Source organism: Endozoicomonas sp., from assembly GCF_031844845.1.
In the GTDB taxonomy this organism is placed as follows: domain Bacteria; phylum Pseudomonadota; class Gammaproteobacteria; order Pseudomonadales; family Endozoicomonadaceae; genus Endozoicomonas.
The window spans coordinates 1-19,191 of sequence record NZ_JAVRMB020000406.1 but is presented as its reverse complement, the minus strand read 5'-3'; the positions used below and the strand labels follow the sequence as shown (position 1 = coordinate 19,191).

The following is a 19,191-nucleotide window of genomic DNA, read 5'->3' as shown; positions in this document are numbered from 1 at the left end:
CTAGACTGTTTTTTTCTATAGCGGAGTCTGGAAAGATCATTGCTGCAGGGTAAGGCAGGCTACCGCCTTCTCACCACAGATCCGTCAAGTGCAGCTAAGCGCTGATACCCATACCTCCGTCATCCCCGCGAAGGAGGGTGTTGCAAAACCCTCCTCGCTCCCACGCTTTTAGGCCCTGTGGGTCCTGCGTGGTAGCGCCAGAACCCAACCACAGGCATGATTCCTGTGGTTGGCTATGCATTCCCACGCAGAGCGTGGGAACGAGGTTCCTGGTGGGTTTTGCGACAGCCTCCTTCGAGGGTGTCGCAAAACCCTCCGAGCTCATTCCCACGGTTCCCGTGGGAATGCATCCCCTTTATCTATCCCTCGCAGTATTCCGAAACGATCCATCAGTGTTATCGGAAGCACGGCTATTCTCTTGCCTGGGAGGCAGCCACGAGCGATGCAAACCGTTTGCTACACCGATTATATGCCTCCGCATTCAATGCGCGAATGACGGATTGGTGTTGATTGTACGTTCGTCTTTAAAAAATGAGAACCAGACGCAGGAGAGAACGATGTCGGCAGGCAAGGGTGATACGAGCAGTCATCACAGCTCTAATAAGCAGTGGGGTGGGCGTTTCAGTGAGGTATGGATGCTTTTGTCGCTCGTTTTACCGCTTTCATTTATTTGACCAGCGTCTTTATCGCTACGATATGCAGGGATCCATCGCGCATGCAAAAATGCTGCAGCAGTCAGGCATTCTGACTGAAGATGAATACGATAGTACAGAGAATATCTATTTTTTGATTCTGCATCAGGTTAGCTTCGAAATATTTTAATGCAATGCTTAATGGGGACTCTGCATATAGGACAAGGCTTCCCTGTTAATTCTTTACTACAAGGGTCACAGGTACTAAGGTGATTACAGGGAGTAAATACCATACACTTTTCTTTCTCCATACATATACAACACTCGTTTTCTTTAGTGATCTCTTGAGGCTCTCCGGCAGGGGCAGTCACCTCCGCTTTCGGTGTACTCTTTTTACTCACAAGTTTTTCATCACTGGTTTTGGAATAAACTGTACGACCCCCTGGGTTTCCAGACGAAACCGTCCCGGAAATTGTTCCACCGTTCACTGCCGACAAAACGTTTTCAGGCCTCCCTTCGACAGTACTGAGATTATTAAAAGACTCAATAACCTCATTTATGTCCAGTTGTGGTTCTGTAGTTGGTTGTTGCAATTCAGTAATCAGCGCATTACATGTAATTTCTATCTTGTTAGCATGAAGCTTAGCACCGGCGCGCAAAATCATCTCAGACTGAAAACCCATCTGTTTAGCAGTATTAAGTGCATGAGCAGGAATAACTGGTTCGGGAGTTTGAGGCTGGGGTAACGTTGTAACCGGTTTTTGGATAAAAGGATCCTTGGCCGATACATCATAAATATTCTTTAGCTCCAGCTTACCAAGTGGCTTTACTGTCTGATTTTGGTTCTTCTTCTGGGGCTGCATATAAGGCACATCATACCCGTGGGGCCTCGTAAAGGGTGGTAGGGGGGCATGCTCAGAAGCTTCCCCGGTACATCCATTCTCTCTTGTGGCGGGATTGCTATATGGTTGAGATTGCTTAGGGTGATTTTGACCGATTTCCGGTTGTTCATCGAAGTTGAATCTTAAATCCGGCTTGAGACGCAGTGCTGCCTCTTTTATAGCTCTCTTTTTTTTGATTGCAATAATAAGATCTCTTGGAACCCAATACTCTGTACCATTGGGATAAAGTGTTCCAACTGCAGAATCAATATCTCTCTCATCATACCCTTGAAGCTGCAAGATCTGTCGAATCTCTATGGTCTGTTCTACTGCACTTTCGCAATTAAAATGCCACTTTGTTTTATCTGAACCGTCAATGAACTTACAATCCTGAAAGTATTCGCTAGACTCGACATGTGTGCGATGCTCGCCCCATGCTGTATCACCATCCTCAAATTGATGTATATTAATATGGCAACAAAAGCACTTGACCACATCCTTTCTTGTACTTTGTTGTTCAGCATAATAGAAACCTGCCTGAGCCAGTGATTCTTTTGAAATATGATGGAAGTACCGCTCATTACCAGAAAATGATTTAAGTCTATCGTTATAATTTTCATAAGAAGGGAGTGTCGTAAAATTCGAACTTTTAAGGTGGCTGCAACCTTCCTTATGATCAAGCTGTTTTCCTGCCCTATAGGCCCGGTATAAGCTTTCAACCGACTTCTCGCTCGAACAACTTAAGCACCTGAGCAGTACACAATTCCCTTTTGCAAGCGTTATATGCCAGTCAGTTATTAACAAATGTGAAATAAAAGGCTCATCATACCCAAGGTGGTTTAAATATGGCTCGACAGTGGCTTGCCTTGATGCCTTCGGACGATTCTGAGCTGTAGGACTGTAGGCATTAACATGTCCTGAAATAGACGTGTTGGACATATGTCACCATTAATAGGTTATAAAAATAGGTTATAAAAACAATTACTCCAATTAGTAATCAGTCAGGCATCGAAACTGCCTTAAATCCTTTCTACCGTAATGAGTTATGCCAAAGTACAACCTGGGAGAGAGTATTAAATTAACCGTTTCCTCTCTGCTAGAGTTTTTTAAAACATAGCTTACAGGCTAACTCAGCACAGATAAGCACCTGACTATGTTCTTTCAGACTGCTTCCAATCCCTGTGTGGCTGTTGGCAGAAAAGTATACAGATTTATTGGATCAGGTAATTAACAGTTACACTGGGACTGAGACAATCATTTCCCGGGAAAGTTCGAACATGAATAATCAGCCGGATAGTTCCTGGATGAACTCCAGCATAAAGACGGACTGACCGGATCCGGGGTTGGGAAGCAAAAATCGTCTTTACGGGAGTGTGTCTGGATCATAATCTTTGTGGCTCTTGTTTCCACACTGGTTTGTGGGAACTCATAGTCTTCAGGGATAGTGTTCAGGGATTTTCTGCTCTCAGAAATTAGCCATCAGTGTTATCGAAGCACGGCTATTCTCTTGCCTGAGAGGCCTCCATGAGCGATGCAATCTGCTCGCTACACCGATATAATGCCTCCGCTTTCAATGCCCGAATGACGGATTGGCATTGATTGTACGTTCGTTTTTAAAAAATGAGAATCAGACTCAGGAGAAAATGATGTCGGCAGGCAATGGTGATACGAGCAGTAATCACAGCTCTAATAAGCAGTGGGGTGGCCGTTTCAGTGAAGGTGTGGATGCCTTTGTCGCTCGTTTTACCGCCTCTATTGATTTCGACCAGCGTCTGTATCGCCACGATATTCAGGGCTCCATGGCCCATGCAAAAATGTTGCAGCAATCGGGCATTCTTACTGAAGACGAACTGAATGCCATTCTCTGTGGTCTGGAAGATATCCTTGAGGATATTGAACAGGGGCGTATCAACTGGTCGATTGAACTGGAAGATATCCACATGAATATTGAGGCCCGGCTTACCGATCGCATTGGTGATGCGGGTAAAAAACTCCATACCGGGCGTTCCCGCAATGATCAGGTGGCTACGGATATTCGTTTATGGCTGCGGGAAGAAATTGATCATATTTCTGAAGAATTAAAGCGCCTGCAAAAAGGGCTGCTGGATGTTGCCGAGCGTGAAGCGGATACCATTATGCCCGGCTTTACCCATCTCCAGACTGCCCAGCCGGTGACCTTTGGTCATCACCTGATGGCCTGGTACGAAATGCTGGTTCGGGATCATGAACGTCTTCAGGATTGTCGCAAGCGTGTTAATGTCAGCCCACTGGGTTCGGCAGCACTGGCGGGAACCACCTATCCGATAGACCGTGAATTTACTGCATCTGAACTGGGTTTTGATCGTCCTTCCCGTAACTCCCTGGATTCTGTCAGTGACCGGGATTTTGCCATTGAATTCTGTGCTGCCGGTGCCCTGATTATGACGCACCTGTCACGGATGTCGGAAGAGCTGGTGCTCTGGACTTCGGCCCAGTTCAATTTTATTGATCTTCCTGACCGCTTCTGTACCGGCTCCTCTATCATGCCCCAGAAGAAAAACCCGGATGTGCCTGAACTGGTGCGGGGTAAAACCGGTCGTGTGAATGGTAATCTGGTGGCCTTATTGACGCTGATGAAATCCCAGCCACTGGCCTATAACAAAGATAACCAGGAAGATAAGGAACCACTGTTTGATACGGTGGATACCCTCAGGGATTGTCTGCGGGCTTTTGCGGATATGGTGCCCCACGTTCAGGCTCGTAAAGAGAATATGCTGGAGGCGGCTCGCAGAGGTTTCAGTACGGCTACGGATCTGGCAGATTACCTGGTTCGCCGGGGTATGCCATTTCGCAATGCCCATGAAGTGGTGGGCAAGGCCGTGGCCTTTGGTATTAAGGAAGGGCGAGACCTGTCTGAGATGACACTGGCCGAGCTTCAGGACTTCTCCGATACTATCGGGCAGGATGTGTTTGATGTTCTGACGCTGGAAGGTTCTGTGAGTGCCCGTAACCATCTGGGTGGTACAGCGCCGGAGCAAGTCAGGCAGGCCGTTTTGAATGCCCGTAAAACGTTGTAAGTATTTGCAGGATATACTCGTTCCCATGCTCTGCGTGGGAATGCATACGGAACTTACCGTATGCCGCAGGGGTTTCTGATAGCCGCAGTCTGAAGAGTTATGCAAAGCGAGAGAACGCGGAAGCACTCTGCCCCGGTGTGCCTTCACTCAGGCTTTTTTATTTGTGGCGAGTACGGTATGCATTCCCACGCGGGACCCACAGGGCCTAAAAGCATGGGAACGAGGCGTTCTCTGTGGTAAGAATATTTTTTGAGATGTTATTAATTCCATGAGCTTGTTGTTACATCAGATTGTGCTGCGGCAGGCTGAGCGCTCTCCTTTATCAAGAGCCCTCGGTTGCAAAGATCAGTGGTTTGATTACCAGACGGTTTCCCGTCAGATTCGATCCGTTGCTGCCGGGTTGCAGAAGCTGGGTTTGATTCAGCATGAGCGGGTTGCGATCTATCTGCCCAAAATTCCCGAAGCCGTGTTTGGCTTCTTTGGGACAACAGCAGCCGGTGGTGTCATGGTTCCCGTGAACCCGATACTGAAGGCACCGCAGGTCTTTCACATTCTCAAAGACTGCAATGTTCGTGTACTGATTACTAACAAAGCACGTTATCAACAGCTCGAAGCTGAAATTCATCAGTACCATGATCTTCTTCATATAGTTCTTGTGGATGGTCTTGTGGATGGTCTTGTGGATGGCGAGTTGCCGGAAACCCTGAGTTGGTCGCAGTTCATTCAGCCCTGCGCCTGGTGGCAGCCAGTGCCATCCATTGATGCCGATATGGCGGCTATTCTTTACACCTCTGGCAGTACAGGAAAACCCAAAGGTGTTGTCCTCTCTCATCGAAATATGGTGACCGGCGCCAGCAGTGTTGCCGAGTATCTGGGCAATACACCAGAAGATCGACTGTTGGGTATTCTGCCATTCAGCTTTGATTATGGCTTCAGTCAGTTGACGACAGCATTTCTGGTGGGGGCAAGCTGCTATCTCCTGGAATACCTGCTGCCAAGGGATGTTATTAAAGCGGTAGAACAGCAGCAGATAACCGGCCTTGGTCTGGTTCCGTCACTCTGGGTGCAGATTGCTGAATTGAATTGGCCTGAGGGGGCTGGTGACAGTCTGCGCTACTTCACCAATACCGGCGGTGCCATGCCCACAGCAATACTGGCGGTACTGCGACATCGTTTTCGATATGCAAAACCCTACCTGATGTATGGATTGACCGAGGCATTCCGCTCCTGCTTTTTACCACCGGAAGCGGTGGATTTAAGGCCTGATTCCATCGGAAAAGCGATTCCCAATGCGGATGTCATGGTTATTAATGAGCTGGGTGAAGCCTGTGGCCCTCACGAACCCGGAGAACTGGTTCATCGCGGTGCACTGGTCAGCATGGGATACTGGAATGACCCTGAGCGAACGGCTGAACGCTTCAGGCCTGCACCCTGCTCCATCCCTGAAATCCCCAATAAGGAACTGGCGGTATGGTCTGGTGATATCGTAAGAAAAGACGACGAAGGATATCTTTATTTTATTGGTCGCCGGGATGACATGATCAAAACATCTGGTTACCGCGTCAGCCCTACGGAAGTGGAAGAGGTTGTTTACTCGTCAGGCATGGTTGCTGAAGTTGCGGCCATTGGTGTTCCTCATGCCCGTTTGGGGCAGGCCATCGTGCTGGTGGTGGTCAGCAGTGATAACAGTGCCATTGATGGGGCATCACTGGTTCGTCACTCCCAGCAGTACCTGCCAGCTTATATGGTGCCCATGAAAGTTATTCAGCAACAGGCCCTGTCCAGAAACCCCAACGGTAAAATAGATCGAAAGCCATTAATGGATGAGTACCGGAGCCTTTTTCAGGAGCAGCTTCAGGAGCAGCTTCAGGAGGCACCTGTCTTGTGAAAGGTCTTGCGAAAGAGAGTATGAGTAAAGGACATCATCGGCTGGAAGCCCTCCAGTCAAGGGATAATCAATTACTGATTGCCGGGCATACCGCTGCAGGGTTGGTCAATATTGCCGGTTCTTCGCCCTGTTATATTTATGATCGACGGGCCCTTTCAGAAAGAGTCTCTCAATTCCGTCAGCAGATGCCCGGGGAGCTGAAGCTCCATTACGCGATCAAAGCCAACCCTATGGCTGCGGTGGTTGGGCATATGGCACAGTATGTTGATGGACTGGATGTCGCTTCCCACAGGGAAATGCTCGTTGCCCTGGGCAGTGGTATGGATGTTGCCAATATCAGTTTCGCCGGGCCGGCAAAGGGTATTCACGAGCTCAGAGCTGCCGTTGCCGCTGGTATTACAGTCAATATCGAGTCTCCTCTTGAGCTTCAGCGGCTGTACCAGTGCCATGATGAACTGGGAATTCGCCCTCGTGTAGCGTTTAGAGTTAATCCAGACTTTGAGCTGAAATCTTCAGGTATGAAGATGGCGGGTGGTCCAAAACAGTTTGGCATTGATGCAGAACAAATGCCGTCTATTCTGGCCGGGCTTGATCTGGAAAGGCTGGACTTTCAGGGATTCCATATTTTTTCCGGATCACAGAATCTCAAGGCGGAATCCCTCATTGAGTGTCATCAGCAAACCTTCGAATTGGCTGCACGGTTGGCGGAGCAGGTACCTGCTCCGGTAAAACACGTCAATATCGGTGGTGGCCTGGGTATTCCCTATTTTCCCGGCGAACAGACGCTGGAGTTGAGTGGTATCGCTGAAAATCTGCAATACCTTCTGGACCATCGGCCCGAGTCACTCAAGTCATCGGAGTTTGTGATGGAACTTGGCCGCTGGCTGGTGGGTGAGGCCGGTTACTATATCTGTCAGGTGACGGATAAAAAGGAATCCCGAGGGCAAACATTTCTGATGACTGACGGTGGGCTCCATCACCACCTGTCAAATTCCGGAAACTTCGGTCAGGTAATTCGTAAAAACCACCCTGTTGTCCTGGCTCACTGTCTGGAAAGTGAGGAAAGGGAAGTGGTGGAAATTGTTGGTCCGCTTTGTACTCCTCTGGATATTGTGGGGGCAAAACTGGCGTTGCCAAAGGCAGAGGTTGGAGACTTTATAGTTGTGCTGCAGTCCGGAGCCTATGGTGCCACAGCCAGTCCACAGAAATTTCTTGGCCATCCTGAAGTGGTTGAGATGTTAATCTGATTTTTTATTATTTTGTCGTCTATATAGCAGTGTTTCCAAAATGCCCCTGCGGGATTGTTCTTAGAGTGAACCATTCCGGTCAGAAAGGATTCTAACCTGAATAAAAATAACCGGGAATGGTTTAATAATTTCTGTCACATGACTTTGCACCGCCATTGTGAACTCTCTTGCTGTGGTACAGTCTTAACCGCCTTCCAGAATGTCAGACGACTCTGAATATCAGAATCATTGATTGCAAGCCAAGGCAGGGAGGCTTTATTTGATTCCTTGAAAAAGTGATAACATTTGTTCATTTCTTTCATAAGATTATTCTGTATTTCTGCGTTGGTCAATGCGGTTTTTCTGGTTATTTTATCAACAGAACCGGCAACCGGTTTAAAAGTGATGCCCTGGTATACCTGCTTAATAATCTCCTGATTAGAGCTTGAGCAGAATTTCTGCTCAAGCTCTTGGTTTAGATAGCCCTGATTATCAGGAATAGCGAACAGTTTTAGATAGGATGTCAGTATGATTGCTGAAAGCATGAATTCCTTAATATTACAAAGCCATGTGTATAGCTCGACTAGCTGTGATAAAACGGTTGGGGATGCATTCAGTCTTTTTAAAGCTTTAATCAATATTTCATAATCGATAAATGAATTTTGGTTAAGGTTTGTTGCTAGATAATAATCATATTGTTTGCAGATCATCAGGTGAGTTAGAAGCATTTCTGGAAAAAAATCACCGGTTTTATGAAGTATCATAATTATTTTTGGTAGTAATATATGGTATTCATGGTTTCGATGGTCGATACTCGTATCGTTAGTGAGAGGATTATGTCTGACACTTCTGGAAGATCCGAATATTCCTGCCCAGTTTCCATAATAGAATGATTTGAAATAGTTGAACATCTTGGCTGCAGAAAATCTATGCCGCTGCTTTAATCTGCTGAATTCATCCTGGAGTATTTTCTCTACGCTGGAAAAAAATTCTTGAAGATTAGGCTTCAAGAGTATTGCATTTTTTCTTGTTAAATAATTTTCGTAATGTAACAGTTTGTTGATTAAACTGTTTATCGAAGTCAGATAAAAAAAGCTTTGCTGGGTTTTATTCTCTAATCTGTTTTTTGATGAGTATACTATTCTGGCTCTATAATTTATTGGTAATATACGGCCAGAAATAAATATCAGGTTAATTGGTGATGAGCTTGTCTGTAGAGATTTGAATATGGTCTCGATGATACTATCACTGTTTTGTATTAGTTCAGATAAATGCTTATCAGAATCGGTTTCTTTTGTTGTTTTATTTTCATAAAAATCTATTAGTTTATTTGCTTCCTCCTCGTAGGTTGATACTAATCTTTTCGCTTTTTTTGTGTCATACCATTCTGTTAATGACGATGCCGATTTATTCATGCGTTTTAATGTTTCGACAATGTCTGTCAATTCTTTTTTTTTATCATATTGATTGTGTGGTGTTACCCGCTTCTGCTCTTTTTCCTCTTGTTGTTTCGCTGTTTCCATCATTTCCTCTCTATCTGTCATCTCCTTCAGCTCAAGCTGTTTCTCTTTATCTGCCAGCGCCATCTCTTTCAGCTCAAACTGTTTCTCTTTATCTGCCAGCGCCATCTCTTTCAGCTCAAACTGTTTCTCTTTATCTGTCATCGCTATCTCCATCAGCTCAAGCTGTTTCTCTTTATCTGTCATCGCCATCGCCATCGCCATCGCCATCGCCTTCAGCTCAAGCTGTTTCTCTTTATCTGCCAGCTTCTTCTTATGCACCTCAAGCTGTTTTACCAGCTTCTTCTTATTCACCTGAAGCTGTGTCTCTTTCTCTGTCTGTGCCTTCTTCATTATCTCCAGTTGTGTCTCTTTCTCTGTCTGTGCCTTCTTCATTATCTCCAGTTGTGTCTCTTTCTCTGTCTGTGCCTTCTTCATTATCTCCAGTTGTGTCTCTTTCTCTGTCTGCTCCTTCTTCATCATTTCCAGCTGTTTTGTTCTATCTGCTTGCTCCGCTTCCTTCTCCATATATATGGTCTTTTGAGACCTGTCTGATTGCAGTTCACTCGATGGAGGAGAAGTTTTTGATGCAGAAAATGGAACAGGAGCGATAGCGGCTTTTGGGATTGTAATTGGGCGGCTCTGTTTATCAGGGAGTGTTGATTTCTCATATTTCTTGGTGGTGGAATAATATTCCTTAAGCCGGTCATAGCAGGTTTGGAGAAGGTGGGGGCTGACAGAGGGTAGTAGGCCAATGCTAGAGAGATCGTAAATAGTTATAATTTTTTTCAAGTATTTATTTTTCTCTGCTTTATTTTGGCTACTGTTCACAGTACAAGCATTGAGATAGCTTTTTATAGAGTCTTCAAGAGGACATATGCTGAGTGTTCTGGTAGTCCCATCATTAAAGCATACAGTTTTCAATGTGACAGGCTGTTTATAAGGTTGCCTGAAATAATAAGAGTCATTGATCTGTTTTTCTGGCTTATAAGTGATATCAATTCTCAGGATCTCTTGTTCGTTACATTCTATAATGATTGATGTCAATACCCCTATAGTTAGTATATCATCATGGACTGATGCATTTTCCCCTTTACATACTTCATTAATATTTTTAGGTTCTGTTTCTTTAAATACAATAAATTGGTCTTTAAGTTCTTCTCCCAAAGACGCTTTGAGACAGTGTTGTATTTCTTTTATATTGGGATTGGTATGATCAATGGCTAAGTCGAAATCATGACTTTGTGTCGTATCAGATGGAAAATCTAACTTGGCTGATTTAATAATATTTTCGAAAGCTGCAATAATTTCTTTGTTGTCTTCTTTGCAGCTTGAGCAGAAAGCTCTGGGGCTGTTGACCTTGTCAGGTATGCTAAATGATACAGACGTTGATCCATGGAGAACGTAGTCGCTTTTAGTCAAGTAAAGAATTAAGACTAATGTTAAGTGTTTTTTTAAGGCTAGTTTTGTATCATCATTAGGCAATTTAGCAAGCTGTTGAAGTTTCTTGACGGTCAAGTCTTCTTTTAGTCCAGTACTATAAGGAGTATTCGAAGCTGGAAAAGTTATTGTTTTTTCTACTTCGCTTGATACTGGATTATAACGATGGTTTATATGTTTGGTGAAGGGGACGGATGAACTAATCATATAAGTAATTAACCATTTCTATTTAAATAGTTTAAAAATATGACTAATGGATCAGTGGAAAGTTCCAAGAAATTAGCTTTTATAGGTGAATTGGTTTTATTAAAAAAAACGGCTCGACCAGTATTGATGAGCCTGTCCAATACGCGAGGAATGAAGCTTGTTTTTAATCGAACGTTCCAAATATATAATTGCAAATGATCAACTGCTTATAAACGCCATATCCTGATGCCATAAGTGAGAATTTATAGCTCATGACTCTGTATTTGATTAAGGGGGTATTCTCCCCCCATTTGTAGTTAATCTGTAATGACTACATGCAGAATGTTCAGGCAAATGCCTCAGCATTGTTAATATAAGTCATCACGGTGCCAACGGTGGCAAATAGTTCAGCATCCAGGTCATCATCATTTACCGCAATACCAAACGTTTCTTCCAGCGCGGTAATCAGTCCCACCACTGCCATAGAGTCGAACTCCGGCAGAGCACCCAGCAGCTCAGTGCTTTCATTGAACTCACTGGTATCCAGCTTGAGAAGATCGGTCAAAATAGTATTCAGTTGTTCCAATCTGGTCATGTATTGTCCTGGAAGAAAAAGCAGTAACTCTAGTCATTTTCATACTATGGCGCAACTGTGGTTAGTCAGTAGTCAGTAGTCAGTAGTCAGTTGTCAGTGTCGGTAGCGTGGTCGTCAGCAGCCAGGAAACGGAAACTTCTATTATGACACTGGTTGCTGTTTGAGCTGACGCTCGAGAGCCTGCCATACCAGTGCTGGTGTCATAGGCGCAAAAATCTTCGGGTCCGTTACCGGGTAGTTGCCTTTTGGACATTGCTCCAGGGTTAAGTGCTTCTGACCCATGCCATAGGCGCCTACCTTCAGGGGGCTGGTAGGGCCATAGAGTGATACGGCGGGAACTTCCAGTGCTGCCGTTAAATGCCCAAGGCCGGTGTCAACAGCAACCGCAGCCTGAGCCTCACAGATCACGCCGGCAACTGCCGCCAGTGACAGCCTGGGCAGAACGATAGCCTGATTGCTGGCGCTGGCAATACGTTCAGCCCTGGCTTTTTCCTTTTCATTACCCCATGGCAGCACAATGTTTAAACCGGCCTGATTTACGTTTTGAGCCAGTTCACACCAGTAGTCCTCGGGCCAGTGCTTGGTTGGCCATGTAGTGCCGTGAATAAAAACAACATAAGGCGTTTCCCGGACCAGCCCTTTTGGGAAGTTGTTCTTATTAAGCAGGAATTGCCCGGGTGCTTTCGGCAGCGCGTATACAAGGGACATGGCAAAGAGCTGGCGGACTCGCTCAACGGCATGCTGGTTCCAGTCAACGCTCTGTGGGAACGGGTAAAAGCGGCTGGCAATGGGTTCCCGGGCGGAATGCTTATCCAGACCAAACCGTGGTCCACGGGCCTTTCTGGCCAGCAGTGCGCTTTTTAACAGTCCCTGGGCATCAATCACCCCATCGTAATTGCTGGCACCAACGCGCTTCTTGAATTGCTGCCACTCTCCGGACTTCCAGGTTTGGATCAGTGACTTCCGCCAGCGGCGAATAGCCACAGGGATGACCTGGTCAACGGCAGGATGCCAGGCAGGAATTTCTGCAAAGCTTTCTTCCACAACCCAGTCAAAGCGAATGCCCGGAATAGCGGCAGCGGCATCAGTAAGGGCAGGAAGGGTGTGGATAACATCCCCCATGGACGATGTTTTCACCACCAGAACGTGCTTTGACTGAGTCAATGCAAGTCTCCCCCTTCTTTTGCCCACTGTATTTTAAGATGCTCTTCAGAGTGCCTTGTCAGATGAAAAATGGCAGCCAGAACCATGTCCGGAGACAGCTGTTTCAGACAGTTCATATGGCCCAGGGGACACTCCCTTTGATAGCAGGGGCTGCACTCCAGGTTCAGGAAAAGCGTTGCACTGTTTTTATTCATGGGCGGCGTGTGGTCAGGACTTGTTGACCCGTAGACAGCCACCAGTGGGCGGCTCAAGGCAGCCGCTATATGCATCAGGCCCGAATCATTGCTGACCACCGCGCTGGCATATGACAGCAGGTCTATAGCGTCCGCGAGGGAGGTTTCACCGGCCATGTTGTGACAGTGATGCTGAAGTGAATCCGGTAAACAGCCTTTGATTTCAGAGGTGACCGCTTTATCTTTGGCCGAACCAAACAACCACACCTGCCAGCCCTGTTCAGCAAGGGATCTGGCCACTTCGGCATAGTAACCTGCAGGCCATTGCTTGGAAGGGCCGAATTCAGCACCCGGGCACAGTGCCAGAATGGGCATGTCCGTGTGCAGGCTGTACTGTCGGAGCACTTTATGGACGGTGTTGTGATTGACCTGCAAAGCAGGAATTGGCAAAGGCTTTGGCAACTCTGCGCCTTCCGGGTAGGCGAGGGCAATGAATCGTTCCACCATCAGGGGGTACTGGCTTTTGTCCAGCTTGCGAATGTCATTAAGCAGGCCGTAGCGCATTTCCCCCCGCCAGCCAATTCGATGTTTGATGTTTGCCCAGAACGGCACCAGGGCCGACTTGAATGAGTTGGGCAAAGTAATGGCATGGGTATACTTTTCCTGCCTCAGGCTTTTGCCAAGCTGATAGCGGGCGCTTAGCCCAAGTTTTCCATGGCCAAGGGGTATATCAATGCCTCTGCGAACTTCGGGCATACGTTCAATGATGGGCAGGCTCCACGCCGGGGCAAGTACATCAATGATGGCATCAGGATGTTGTTGTTTTATGGCAATGAACAGTGTTTGGGCCATCACCATGTCCCCCACCCACGAGGGACCGACGATCAGGTATTTCATCCCGTCAGGAATTCCTTATATTGAATGGGGGGAATTATAAGCGGTGTGAGGGATATGTAAAAACTAAGAGGCACTTGCCAGTGTAAAAAAGCTGGAAGTTGATTGTTCTTTGCTTCCAGCTTCCAGCTTCTTTTATCAGGCCTTTGGAATGGCCTTCAGGGTAGCCACCAGAAGATCCCAGAATTTGGCAACACTCTGAATATGCACTTTCTCATCAGGCGAGTGAGGGAAACAGATCGTTGGGCCAAAGGAGATCATGTCCCACTCAGGATACTTGCTGCCCAGCAGGCCGCACTCAAGCCCTGCGTGAACCACCTGAACACCGGCTTCCTGATCATACAGATCCGCATAAACCTGTTTCATAATCACCAGAATCTGAGAGTCAGGGTCTGGTTTCCAGCCTGGATAACTGTCAGAGAAGATGACTTCTGCATCCAGCATTTTAAACAGACCCGCCACTGCATCACACAATGCATCATTACAGCTGCCTACCAGACTTCTTGGCAGGATATGGGCTTTGATCTTGCCTTCGCTGATGGTCAGAACACCCAGATTCAAAGAGGTCTCTACAACGCCCTCAATGGAATCGCTCATTCTTTGAGCACCGTTAGGGCAGGCGTTTACCGCGGCTACCCACTTGCGCTGGTCTGTGAGTGACATCAGTTCCGCTGAAGGCTCTGCATCACTCAGAGTCAGTTTCAGGTTGGGTTCTGCAACCGCCAGCTCGGTAGCCAGTTCATTGCAGGACTGGTCAAAAATGTTGGCACAGGCTGCCAGTGATGACTCAGGAATGGCAATCACTGCAGACGCTTCACGGGGGATGGCATTAGCCAGGGAGCCACCGGTCAGACTGGCGATACGAACACCTTCTGCTTCCAGTCGATGCAGGGTGCGCATCACTAGCTTGATGGCATTGCCTCTGCCCAGGTGGATATCACATCCGGAGTGACCGCCCTTGAGCCCGGAAATGGACAGGGTTTTGAAGGCCAGTCCACTCTGGGCAGCTTCTGTAGCGTACTCGCCGTTTACTTCGATACGGGTACCACCGGCGCAGCCAATGTAGAGTTCACCTTCGTCTTCAGTATCCAGGTTCAGAAGGATTTTTCCCTTTAAAATACCGGACTCAAGCCCTTGAGCTCCAATCATGCCGGTCTCTTCCGTGGCGGTAAAAAGCGCTTCGATGGGGCCGTGCTGCACGTCTTTGGAAGCCAGCACTGCGAGGGCTGCGGCCATGCCAATACCGTTGTCTGCACCCAGGGTCGTGCCTTCAGCAGTGACCCAGTCGCCATCAATATAGGCTTTAATGGGATCTGTCGGGAAATCATGAACGGTGTCGTTATTTTTCTGAGGCACCATATCCATGTGTCCCTGAAAGATAACGCCAACGCGATTTTCCATGCCGGGCGTCGCATTCTTGCGAATGATGACATTGCCTGCCGCATCGGACTGGCACTCCAGATTGTATTCTTTGGCAAAACCAATCAGGTGCTCACGAATTTGCTCCTCATGAAAAGAAGGATGGGGAATATCACAGATGGCGGAAAAGTGCTGCCACAGTGCGTGAGGCTGCAGTTCGTGGATAGCGCTCATTTAAGACTCCAGTGCTAGCTCTGTTGACTGTTGTATCTGACTAATTATTCGCAGGGTACTCATAGTGGGGACATTGGTACAAAACATCAATGGCGTTGTTTATTTAACGATGTGTCTGTTTGTCCATGGTCAATTAAAAGTCAGCTAAAACCAGATGGGCCTAATTTCCAGGCTCTGAGGCTGTCGCAAAACCCTCCGAAAACCTCGTTCCCAGGCTTTGCGTGGGAATGCCGGCACCGTGCTTGCTGATGGGGTATGGCGCTACCACGCAGAGCGTGGGGGGCAAGGAAAAATGTACAAGTTATTCCGGGACAAATCCGAAGTCCCACCAGCAAGGCTCTTCTATTTTTTTTGGAAAGCGGACGACGGACTACGGCTCTTTTGTGACGTCGTAGCTTTTAAGCTACACTGCGCAAGTGAGTAAAATAAAACAGCACGATACCTTTGTCCGTTGGCTGAAGACTGTCAGGGATCAGAAGGCCAAAGCAGCGATCTTATCCCGGTTAGGCGCTTTGAGTTTGGTCTGTTTGGGAGCGATGTAAAACCAGTTGGTGAAGGGCTCAGTGAGTTAAGGGTTGATGTTGGCAAAGGCTACCGGGTTTACTTCAAAAGACGAGGTGAGGAGTTGATTATTGTCTTTTGCGGAAGCCAGAAAAAAGATCAACAGAAACAGATAGAGCTGGCCAGAGCCTTGTATAAAGAATGGAGGAAAGCCAATGAATGAATCAATAACTGATTTCGATCCTGCTGATTATCTCGATAGTGATGAGGCTATACAGCACTACATTGATGAAGCGGTTGCAACAGGCCATGCCGGATTTATAGCCGATTCTCTGGGTGTGGTAGCCAGGGCGAGGGGAATGACTCGCCTGGCAAAAGACACTGGGCTGTCCCGGGAGAGCCTCTACCGTTCATTGAGTGAAAACGGTAACCCGAACCTGAAAACCCTGTTGGCTGTTTGTGCCGCTCTTGGTGTTACCATCAGGATAGGTAATCAGCTTTAGAAGACCGTTGTCCGTGACCTCATTCCCCCACTCTGCATGGGCATGCTAGCTAACTGGCAACCGTGCTTGCTGATGGGGCATGGTGCTACCACGCAGGACCCACAGGGCCTGAAAGCGGGGGAGCGAGGAATAGCCCATGCTGATGGGGGATTACGTACTATTGCCCGTTGAAGGGAGGGGGACGCAAGCGAATTGAGCTACTTCTTTGTTAGCAGTCATGAGTTTAAATATCCGGCAAATAATCAGTGGTCGTCTATCTTTATGGATATTTGGGTCTGGCTTGTTAGCAAGGTGTGAGAATTCATGAATAGTTACGTTGGCGTTTATAGTGTTGTATGTAATAAAGCAGCTTCTGTTCTTATTATGGTGTCATTGCCGCTTATTGTTCTGTGTCCACTTGCTCATGCCGACTATATTGGTCCCGGTGCTAATGTGGTGGGTAGTTCTACAGTGTCTGCTATTTTAAAGAAACCTGTGGATGATATGAGGGTGGTTCTTAGAGGTAATCTGGTCAAGAAAATCAAGCATGAAACCTACCTGTTCAGTGATGGTACCGGAGAGATTCAGGCCGATATTGATGACAAGGATTTTCCGGCTCAGCCGGTGAATGCCAAAACCAAAGTAGAGCTGGTGGGTGAGGTTGATTTAGGTCGAAAGTACGGCGTAGAAATTGACGTGAAAACGCTGCGGATTCTCAGCCCTTGACGTAGTCCGCATTCCGTGGTCCGAAAAAGCCAGTCTTAGGGAAGCGGCAAACCAGGATATACCGTTCTTTGCCACGGAGACACAAAGGCACGGAGAAGCGCTCTTTTAAAAGCTTTTCTTTTCTCTGTGTCTCCGTGCCTCCGTGGCGAATATAAGCTGGTATCTTTTAAAAGCAGCTTCTCTTATCTTTTTCGGATTACGGATTACGGATTACGGACAACGGCTTAATCAGCAGAGATTTAACCACTCCGGCCATTCCTGACGTTTACCACGAACCTGGTCAAAGTACATGGACTGCAGCTTTTCAGTGATCGGGCCTCGTTTACCAGAACCGATCTTGCGTCCATCGTGTTCACGGATCGGCATTACTTCAGCGGCTGTTCCCGTAAAGAATGCTTCTTCAGCGATATACACCTCATCACGGGTGATGCGCTTCTCCCGAACTTCCAGCCCAAGCTCTTTGGCAAACTGCATGATGGTATCCCGGGTAATGCCTTCCAGACAGGAAGTCAGCTCAGGCGTGTAGAGACCCCCCCCTTTAACAAGAAAGATATTCTCACCACTGCCTTCGGCGACATAACCTTCATTATCGAGCAATAGTGCTTCTTCACAGCCGCTGTCCAAAGCCTCCCGCAGAGCCAGCATGGAGTTTATGTAGTTACCATTGGCTTTGGCCTTGCACATGGTGATGTTTACATGGTGTCGTGTATATGAAGAGGTGCGGATTTTGATGCCACTTTCCAGTGCTTCCGGAGACATATAAGAGGGCCAGTTCCAGGCGGCAATGATCGTATGTACCTTAAGGCCTTCAGCTCTCAGTCCCATCCCTTCTGAGCCCAGAAAACACATTGGTCGCAGGTAGGCTTCATCAAGGCCATTCTCACGAACGACGAGCTTCTGCGCTTCGTTCAGTTCTTCCTTGCTGTAGGGAATTTCCATCCTCAGGATATGGGCGCTGCGGAACAGGCGGTCCGTGTGTTCTTTCAGGCGAAAAATAGCAGGCCCTTCTGGCGTGTTATAGGCTCTGACTCCTTCAAAAACCCCCATGCCATAGTGCAAAGTGTGGGTGAGTACATGGGTTTTGGCTTCACGCCAGGGAGTCAGTTCTCCATCAAACCAGATAACGCCATCACGGTCGGCGAAAGACATCGGGAAACTCCAGTGTTAAATTGTTTTATGTGCGCAAGAGCCTGAAAGCGCTATTGGAGGATAAAATGACAGGAATGCCAAAGGGATAACCCTGACAGGAAAGCTGTCCGAAAAGGCTTAATACCGGTTTTAAGTAAGATTAAGAGTATTTTATTTTATCCGAGGATTTTTTTACCAGATTTACCCGTTATTTCGGATTGAACTATTCGGTTAAACTGCTGTGTACGAGTCAACGATCACAAACTTTAAATTTGATCTGTCAGCGGAGTTTACCTGGATTGGTTCTGTTGATAACAAAAATAATAGCGGCGGTTTCCCCATAGGCTGAGTAATATTGGAGTTGTCAAACCAGTGTATCCTGTTACAGAAAGTTATTATCTCTTAGGAAATAATCAGCGGTCTGGGCATTGCTTTAGCTTAGTTTTGGGCGAAGGAGAAATTTTTCATTTTCCCAATTTTTTTTCAGTCCCGGGGTATCGGAAACCTCTGGAAACAATGAAATCGGAAATGTACGTCCTGGTTTTTAATTTTATGAATCAGATGCAGTCTGGAAAGTCTCTTCGGCTTTGTGGAAGTCTGGGGTTGTTGGTCCAGCTGCTATCATATGGTACTTCATGTGATGAAATAAGACATGTGGAACGTGAACTGAAAACACCGCCTTTTGCGATAATTCCAAAGAAACTGCATGAAACCGCTGATGTTGACTTACAATCCACGCAAGAGCGGAGCGAAGCTATTGATGGGATAAAGAGTATTCTTGATTTTTATCTTAATAAGATAAATAAAAATGGAGATTATAGAGTCACGCCATCCGTAAATTTTGTTAGTGTCCGCAAAGAATATGTTAACGAAAGCAGGCATATCCCTGGTCAGCCAACGGTCATGGTGAATAAACGCACTCTTGATGTGAGATCGTGTCTCCGTGGTGACATTGTTTTTCGTGTTGATATTACGGAAGGATATGATCAGTGTTGTTTACCAATATGTGGACAACAAAAGTTGTATGCTGATCAATATATAGGCGTTATTAATACATGCTCTTTAGAACAATTGGTTCAGGATATGTTATGGGCCTGTCTCTTATACACATCTGACGCTGCCGACGA

Annotated in this window: 14 protein-coding genes; 7 read left to right on the top strand and 7 right to left on the bottom strand. The window is 46.8% G+C overall.

The window, feature by feature from the left end; genetic code table 11:
* Positions 1–802: 802 nt before the first annotated feature.
* Positions 803–2,452: an RING-HC finger protein gene (locus tag RM811_RS22525; RefSeq protein ID WP_402528736.1), complete on the bottom strand. Its 1,650-nt coding sequence runs from the start codon at positions 2,450–2,452 to the stop codon at positions 803–805.
* A gap of 707 nt (positions 2,453–3,159) precedes the next feature.
* Between RM811_RS22525 and argH the strand changes: the two genes are divergently transcribed.
* From argH to RM811_RS22510, 3 genes are all read left to right on the top strand, one after another.
* Entirely contained in the window at positions 3,160–4,569 is a 1,410-nt protein-coding gene (gene argH, locus RM811_RS22520) for an argininosuccinate lyase (RefSeq protein ID WP_402528738.1), read from the top strand.
* A 268-nt stretch (positions 4,570–4,837) separates the two neighbouring features.
* The gene (locus tag RM811_RS22515) at positions 4,838–6,457 is read left to right on the top strand and encodes an acyl-CoA ligase (AMP-forming), exosortase A system-associated (protein ID WP_402528734.1); all 1,620 of its coding nucleotides are present in this window, start codon (positions 4,838–4,840) and stop codon (positions 6,455–6,457) included.
* Positions 6,454–7,704, top strand: a complete 1,251-nt coding sequence (locus RM811_RS22510) for a pyridoxal-dependent decarboxylase, exosortase A system-associated (RefSeq protein ID WP_402528731.1) — start codon at positions 6,454–6,456, stop codon at positions 7,702–7,704. Before RM811_RS22515 ends, RM811_RS22510 begins: the two co-directional genes overlap by 4 nt.
* A 134-nt stretch (positions 7,705–7,838) precedes the next feature.
* Here RM811_RS22510 and RM811_RS22505 read toward each other — a convergent pair whose 3' ends face one another.
* The 5 genes from RM811_RS22505 to RM811_RS22485 form a co-directional block, all read right to left on the bottom strand.
* Positions 7,839–10,829: a hypothetical protein gene (locus tag RM811_RS22505; protein WP_402528728.1), complete on the bottom strand. Its 2,991-nt coding sequence runs from the start codon at positions 10,827–10,829 to the stop codon at positions 7,839–7,841.
* A 325-nt stretch (positions 10,830–11,154) separates the two neighbouring features.
* On the bottom strand, positions 11,155–11,403 hold the full coding sequence (locus tag RM811_RS22500) for an acyl carrier protein (protein WP_402528725.1): 249 nt from the start codon (positions 11,401–11,403) through the stop codon (positions 11,155–11,157).
* A 141-nt stretch (positions 11,404–11,544) separates the two neighbouring features.
* Positions 11,545–12,567 (bottom strand): lipopolysaccharide heptosyltransferase I, encoded by a 1,023-nt coding sequence (waaC, locus tag RM811_RS22495; protein ID WP_402528723.1) that lies wholly within the window; start codon positions 12,565–12,567, stop codon positions 11,545–11,547.
* Positions 12,564–13,637 (bottom strand): lipopolysaccharide heptosyltransferase II, encoded by a 1,074-nt coding sequence (waaF, locus tag RM811_RS22490; protein WP_402528721.1) that lies wholly within the window; start codon positions 13,635–13,637, stop codon positions 12,564–12,566. Before waaF ends, waaC begins: the two co-directional genes overlap by 4 nt.
* 135 nt (positions 13,638–13,772) lie before the next feature.
* Positions 13,773–15,227: an aminoacyl-histidine dipeptidase gene (locus RM811_RS22485; RefSeq protein WP_402528718.1), complete on the bottom strand. Its 1,455-nt coding sequence runs from the start codon at positions 15,225–15,227 to the stop codon at positions 13,773–13,775.
* A gap of 451 nt (positions 15,228–15,678) precedes the next feature.
* On the opposite strand from RM811_RS22485, the gene RM811_RS22480 reads away from it, so the two are divergent.
* The 3 genes from RM811_RS22480 (at position 15,679) to RM811_RS22470 (ending at position 16,936) form a co-directional block, all read left to right on the top strand.
* Positions 15,679–15,951 (top strand): type II toxin-antitoxin system RelE/ParE family toxin, encoded by a 273-nt coding sequence (locus tag RM811_RS22480; protein ID WP_402528715.1) that lies wholly within the window; start codon positions 15,679–15,681, stop codon positions 15,949–15,951.
* Positions 15,944–16,231: an addiction module antidote protein gene (locus RM811_RS22475; protein ID WP_402528712.1), complete on the top strand. Its 288-nt coding sequence runs from the start codon at positions 15,944–15,946 to the stop codon at positions 16,229–16,231. The genes RM811_RS22480 and RM811_RS22475 overlap by 8 nt, the downstream gene beginning before the upstream one ends.
* 303 nt (positions 16,232–16,534) lie before the next feature.
* Entirely contained in the window at positions 16,535–16,936 is a 402-nt protein-coding gene (locus RM811_RS22470; RefSeq protein WP_402528710.1) for a NirD/YgiW/YdeI family stress tolerance protein, read from the top strand.
* A 228-nt stretch (positions 16,937–17,164) separates the two neighbouring features.
* Here RM811_RS22470 and RM811_RS22465 read toward each other — a convergent pair whose 3' ends face one another.
* Entirely contained in the window at positions 17,165–18,085 is a 921-nt protein-coding gene (locus tag RM811_RS22465; RefSeq protein WP_402528707.1) for a branched-chain amino acid transaminase, read from the bottom strand.
* Between the two features lie 633 nt (positions 18,086–18,718).
* On the opposite strand from RM811_RS22465, the gene RM811_RS22460 reads away from it, so the two are divergent.
* Positions 18,719–19,191: hypothetical protein (locus tag RM811_RS22460; RefSeq protein WP_402528705.1), on the top strand; the 473-nt coding region annotated here is incomplete at its 3' end.

Coding starts and splice junctions, on each gene's coding strand:
- RM811_RS22485 (WP_402528718.1), bottom strand. CDS start 15,227: ATGAGCGCTATCCACGAACTGCAGCCTCACGCACTGTGGCAGCACTTT.
- waaF (WP_402528721.1), bottom strand. CDS start 13,637: ATGAAATACCTGATCGTCGGTCCCTCGTGGGTGGGGGACATGGTGATG.
- RM811_RS22505 (WP_402528728.1), bottom strand. CDS start 10,829: ATGATTAGTTCATCCGTCCCCTTCACCAAACATATAAACCATCGTTAT.
- RM811_RS22470 (WP_402528710.1), top strand. CDS start 16,535: ATGAATAGTTACGTTGGCGTTTATAGTGTTGTATGTAATAAAGCAGCT.
- RM811_RS22515 (WP_402528734.1), top strand. CDS start 4,838: ATGAGCTTGTTGTTACATCAGATTGTGCTGCGGCAGGCTGAGCGCTCT.
- RM811_RS22500 (WP_402528725.1), bottom strand. CDS start 11,403: ATGACCAGATTGGAACAACTGAATACTATTTTGACCGATCTTCTCAAG.
- RM811_RS22465 (WP_402528707.1), bottom strand. CDS start 18,085: ATGTCTTTCGCCGACCGTGATGGCGTTATCTGGTTTGATGGAGAACTG.
- RM811_RS22525 (WP_402528736.1), bottom strand. CDS start 2,452: ATGTCCAACACGTCTATTTCAGGACATGTTAATGCCTACAGTCCTACA.
- argH (WP_402528738.1), top strand. CDS start 3,160: ATGTCGGCAGGCAATGGTGATACGAGCAGTAATCACAGCTCTAATAAG.
- RM811_RS22475 (WP_402528712.1), top strand. CDS start 15,944: ATGAATGAATCAATAACTGATTTCGATCCTGCTGATTATCTCGATAGT.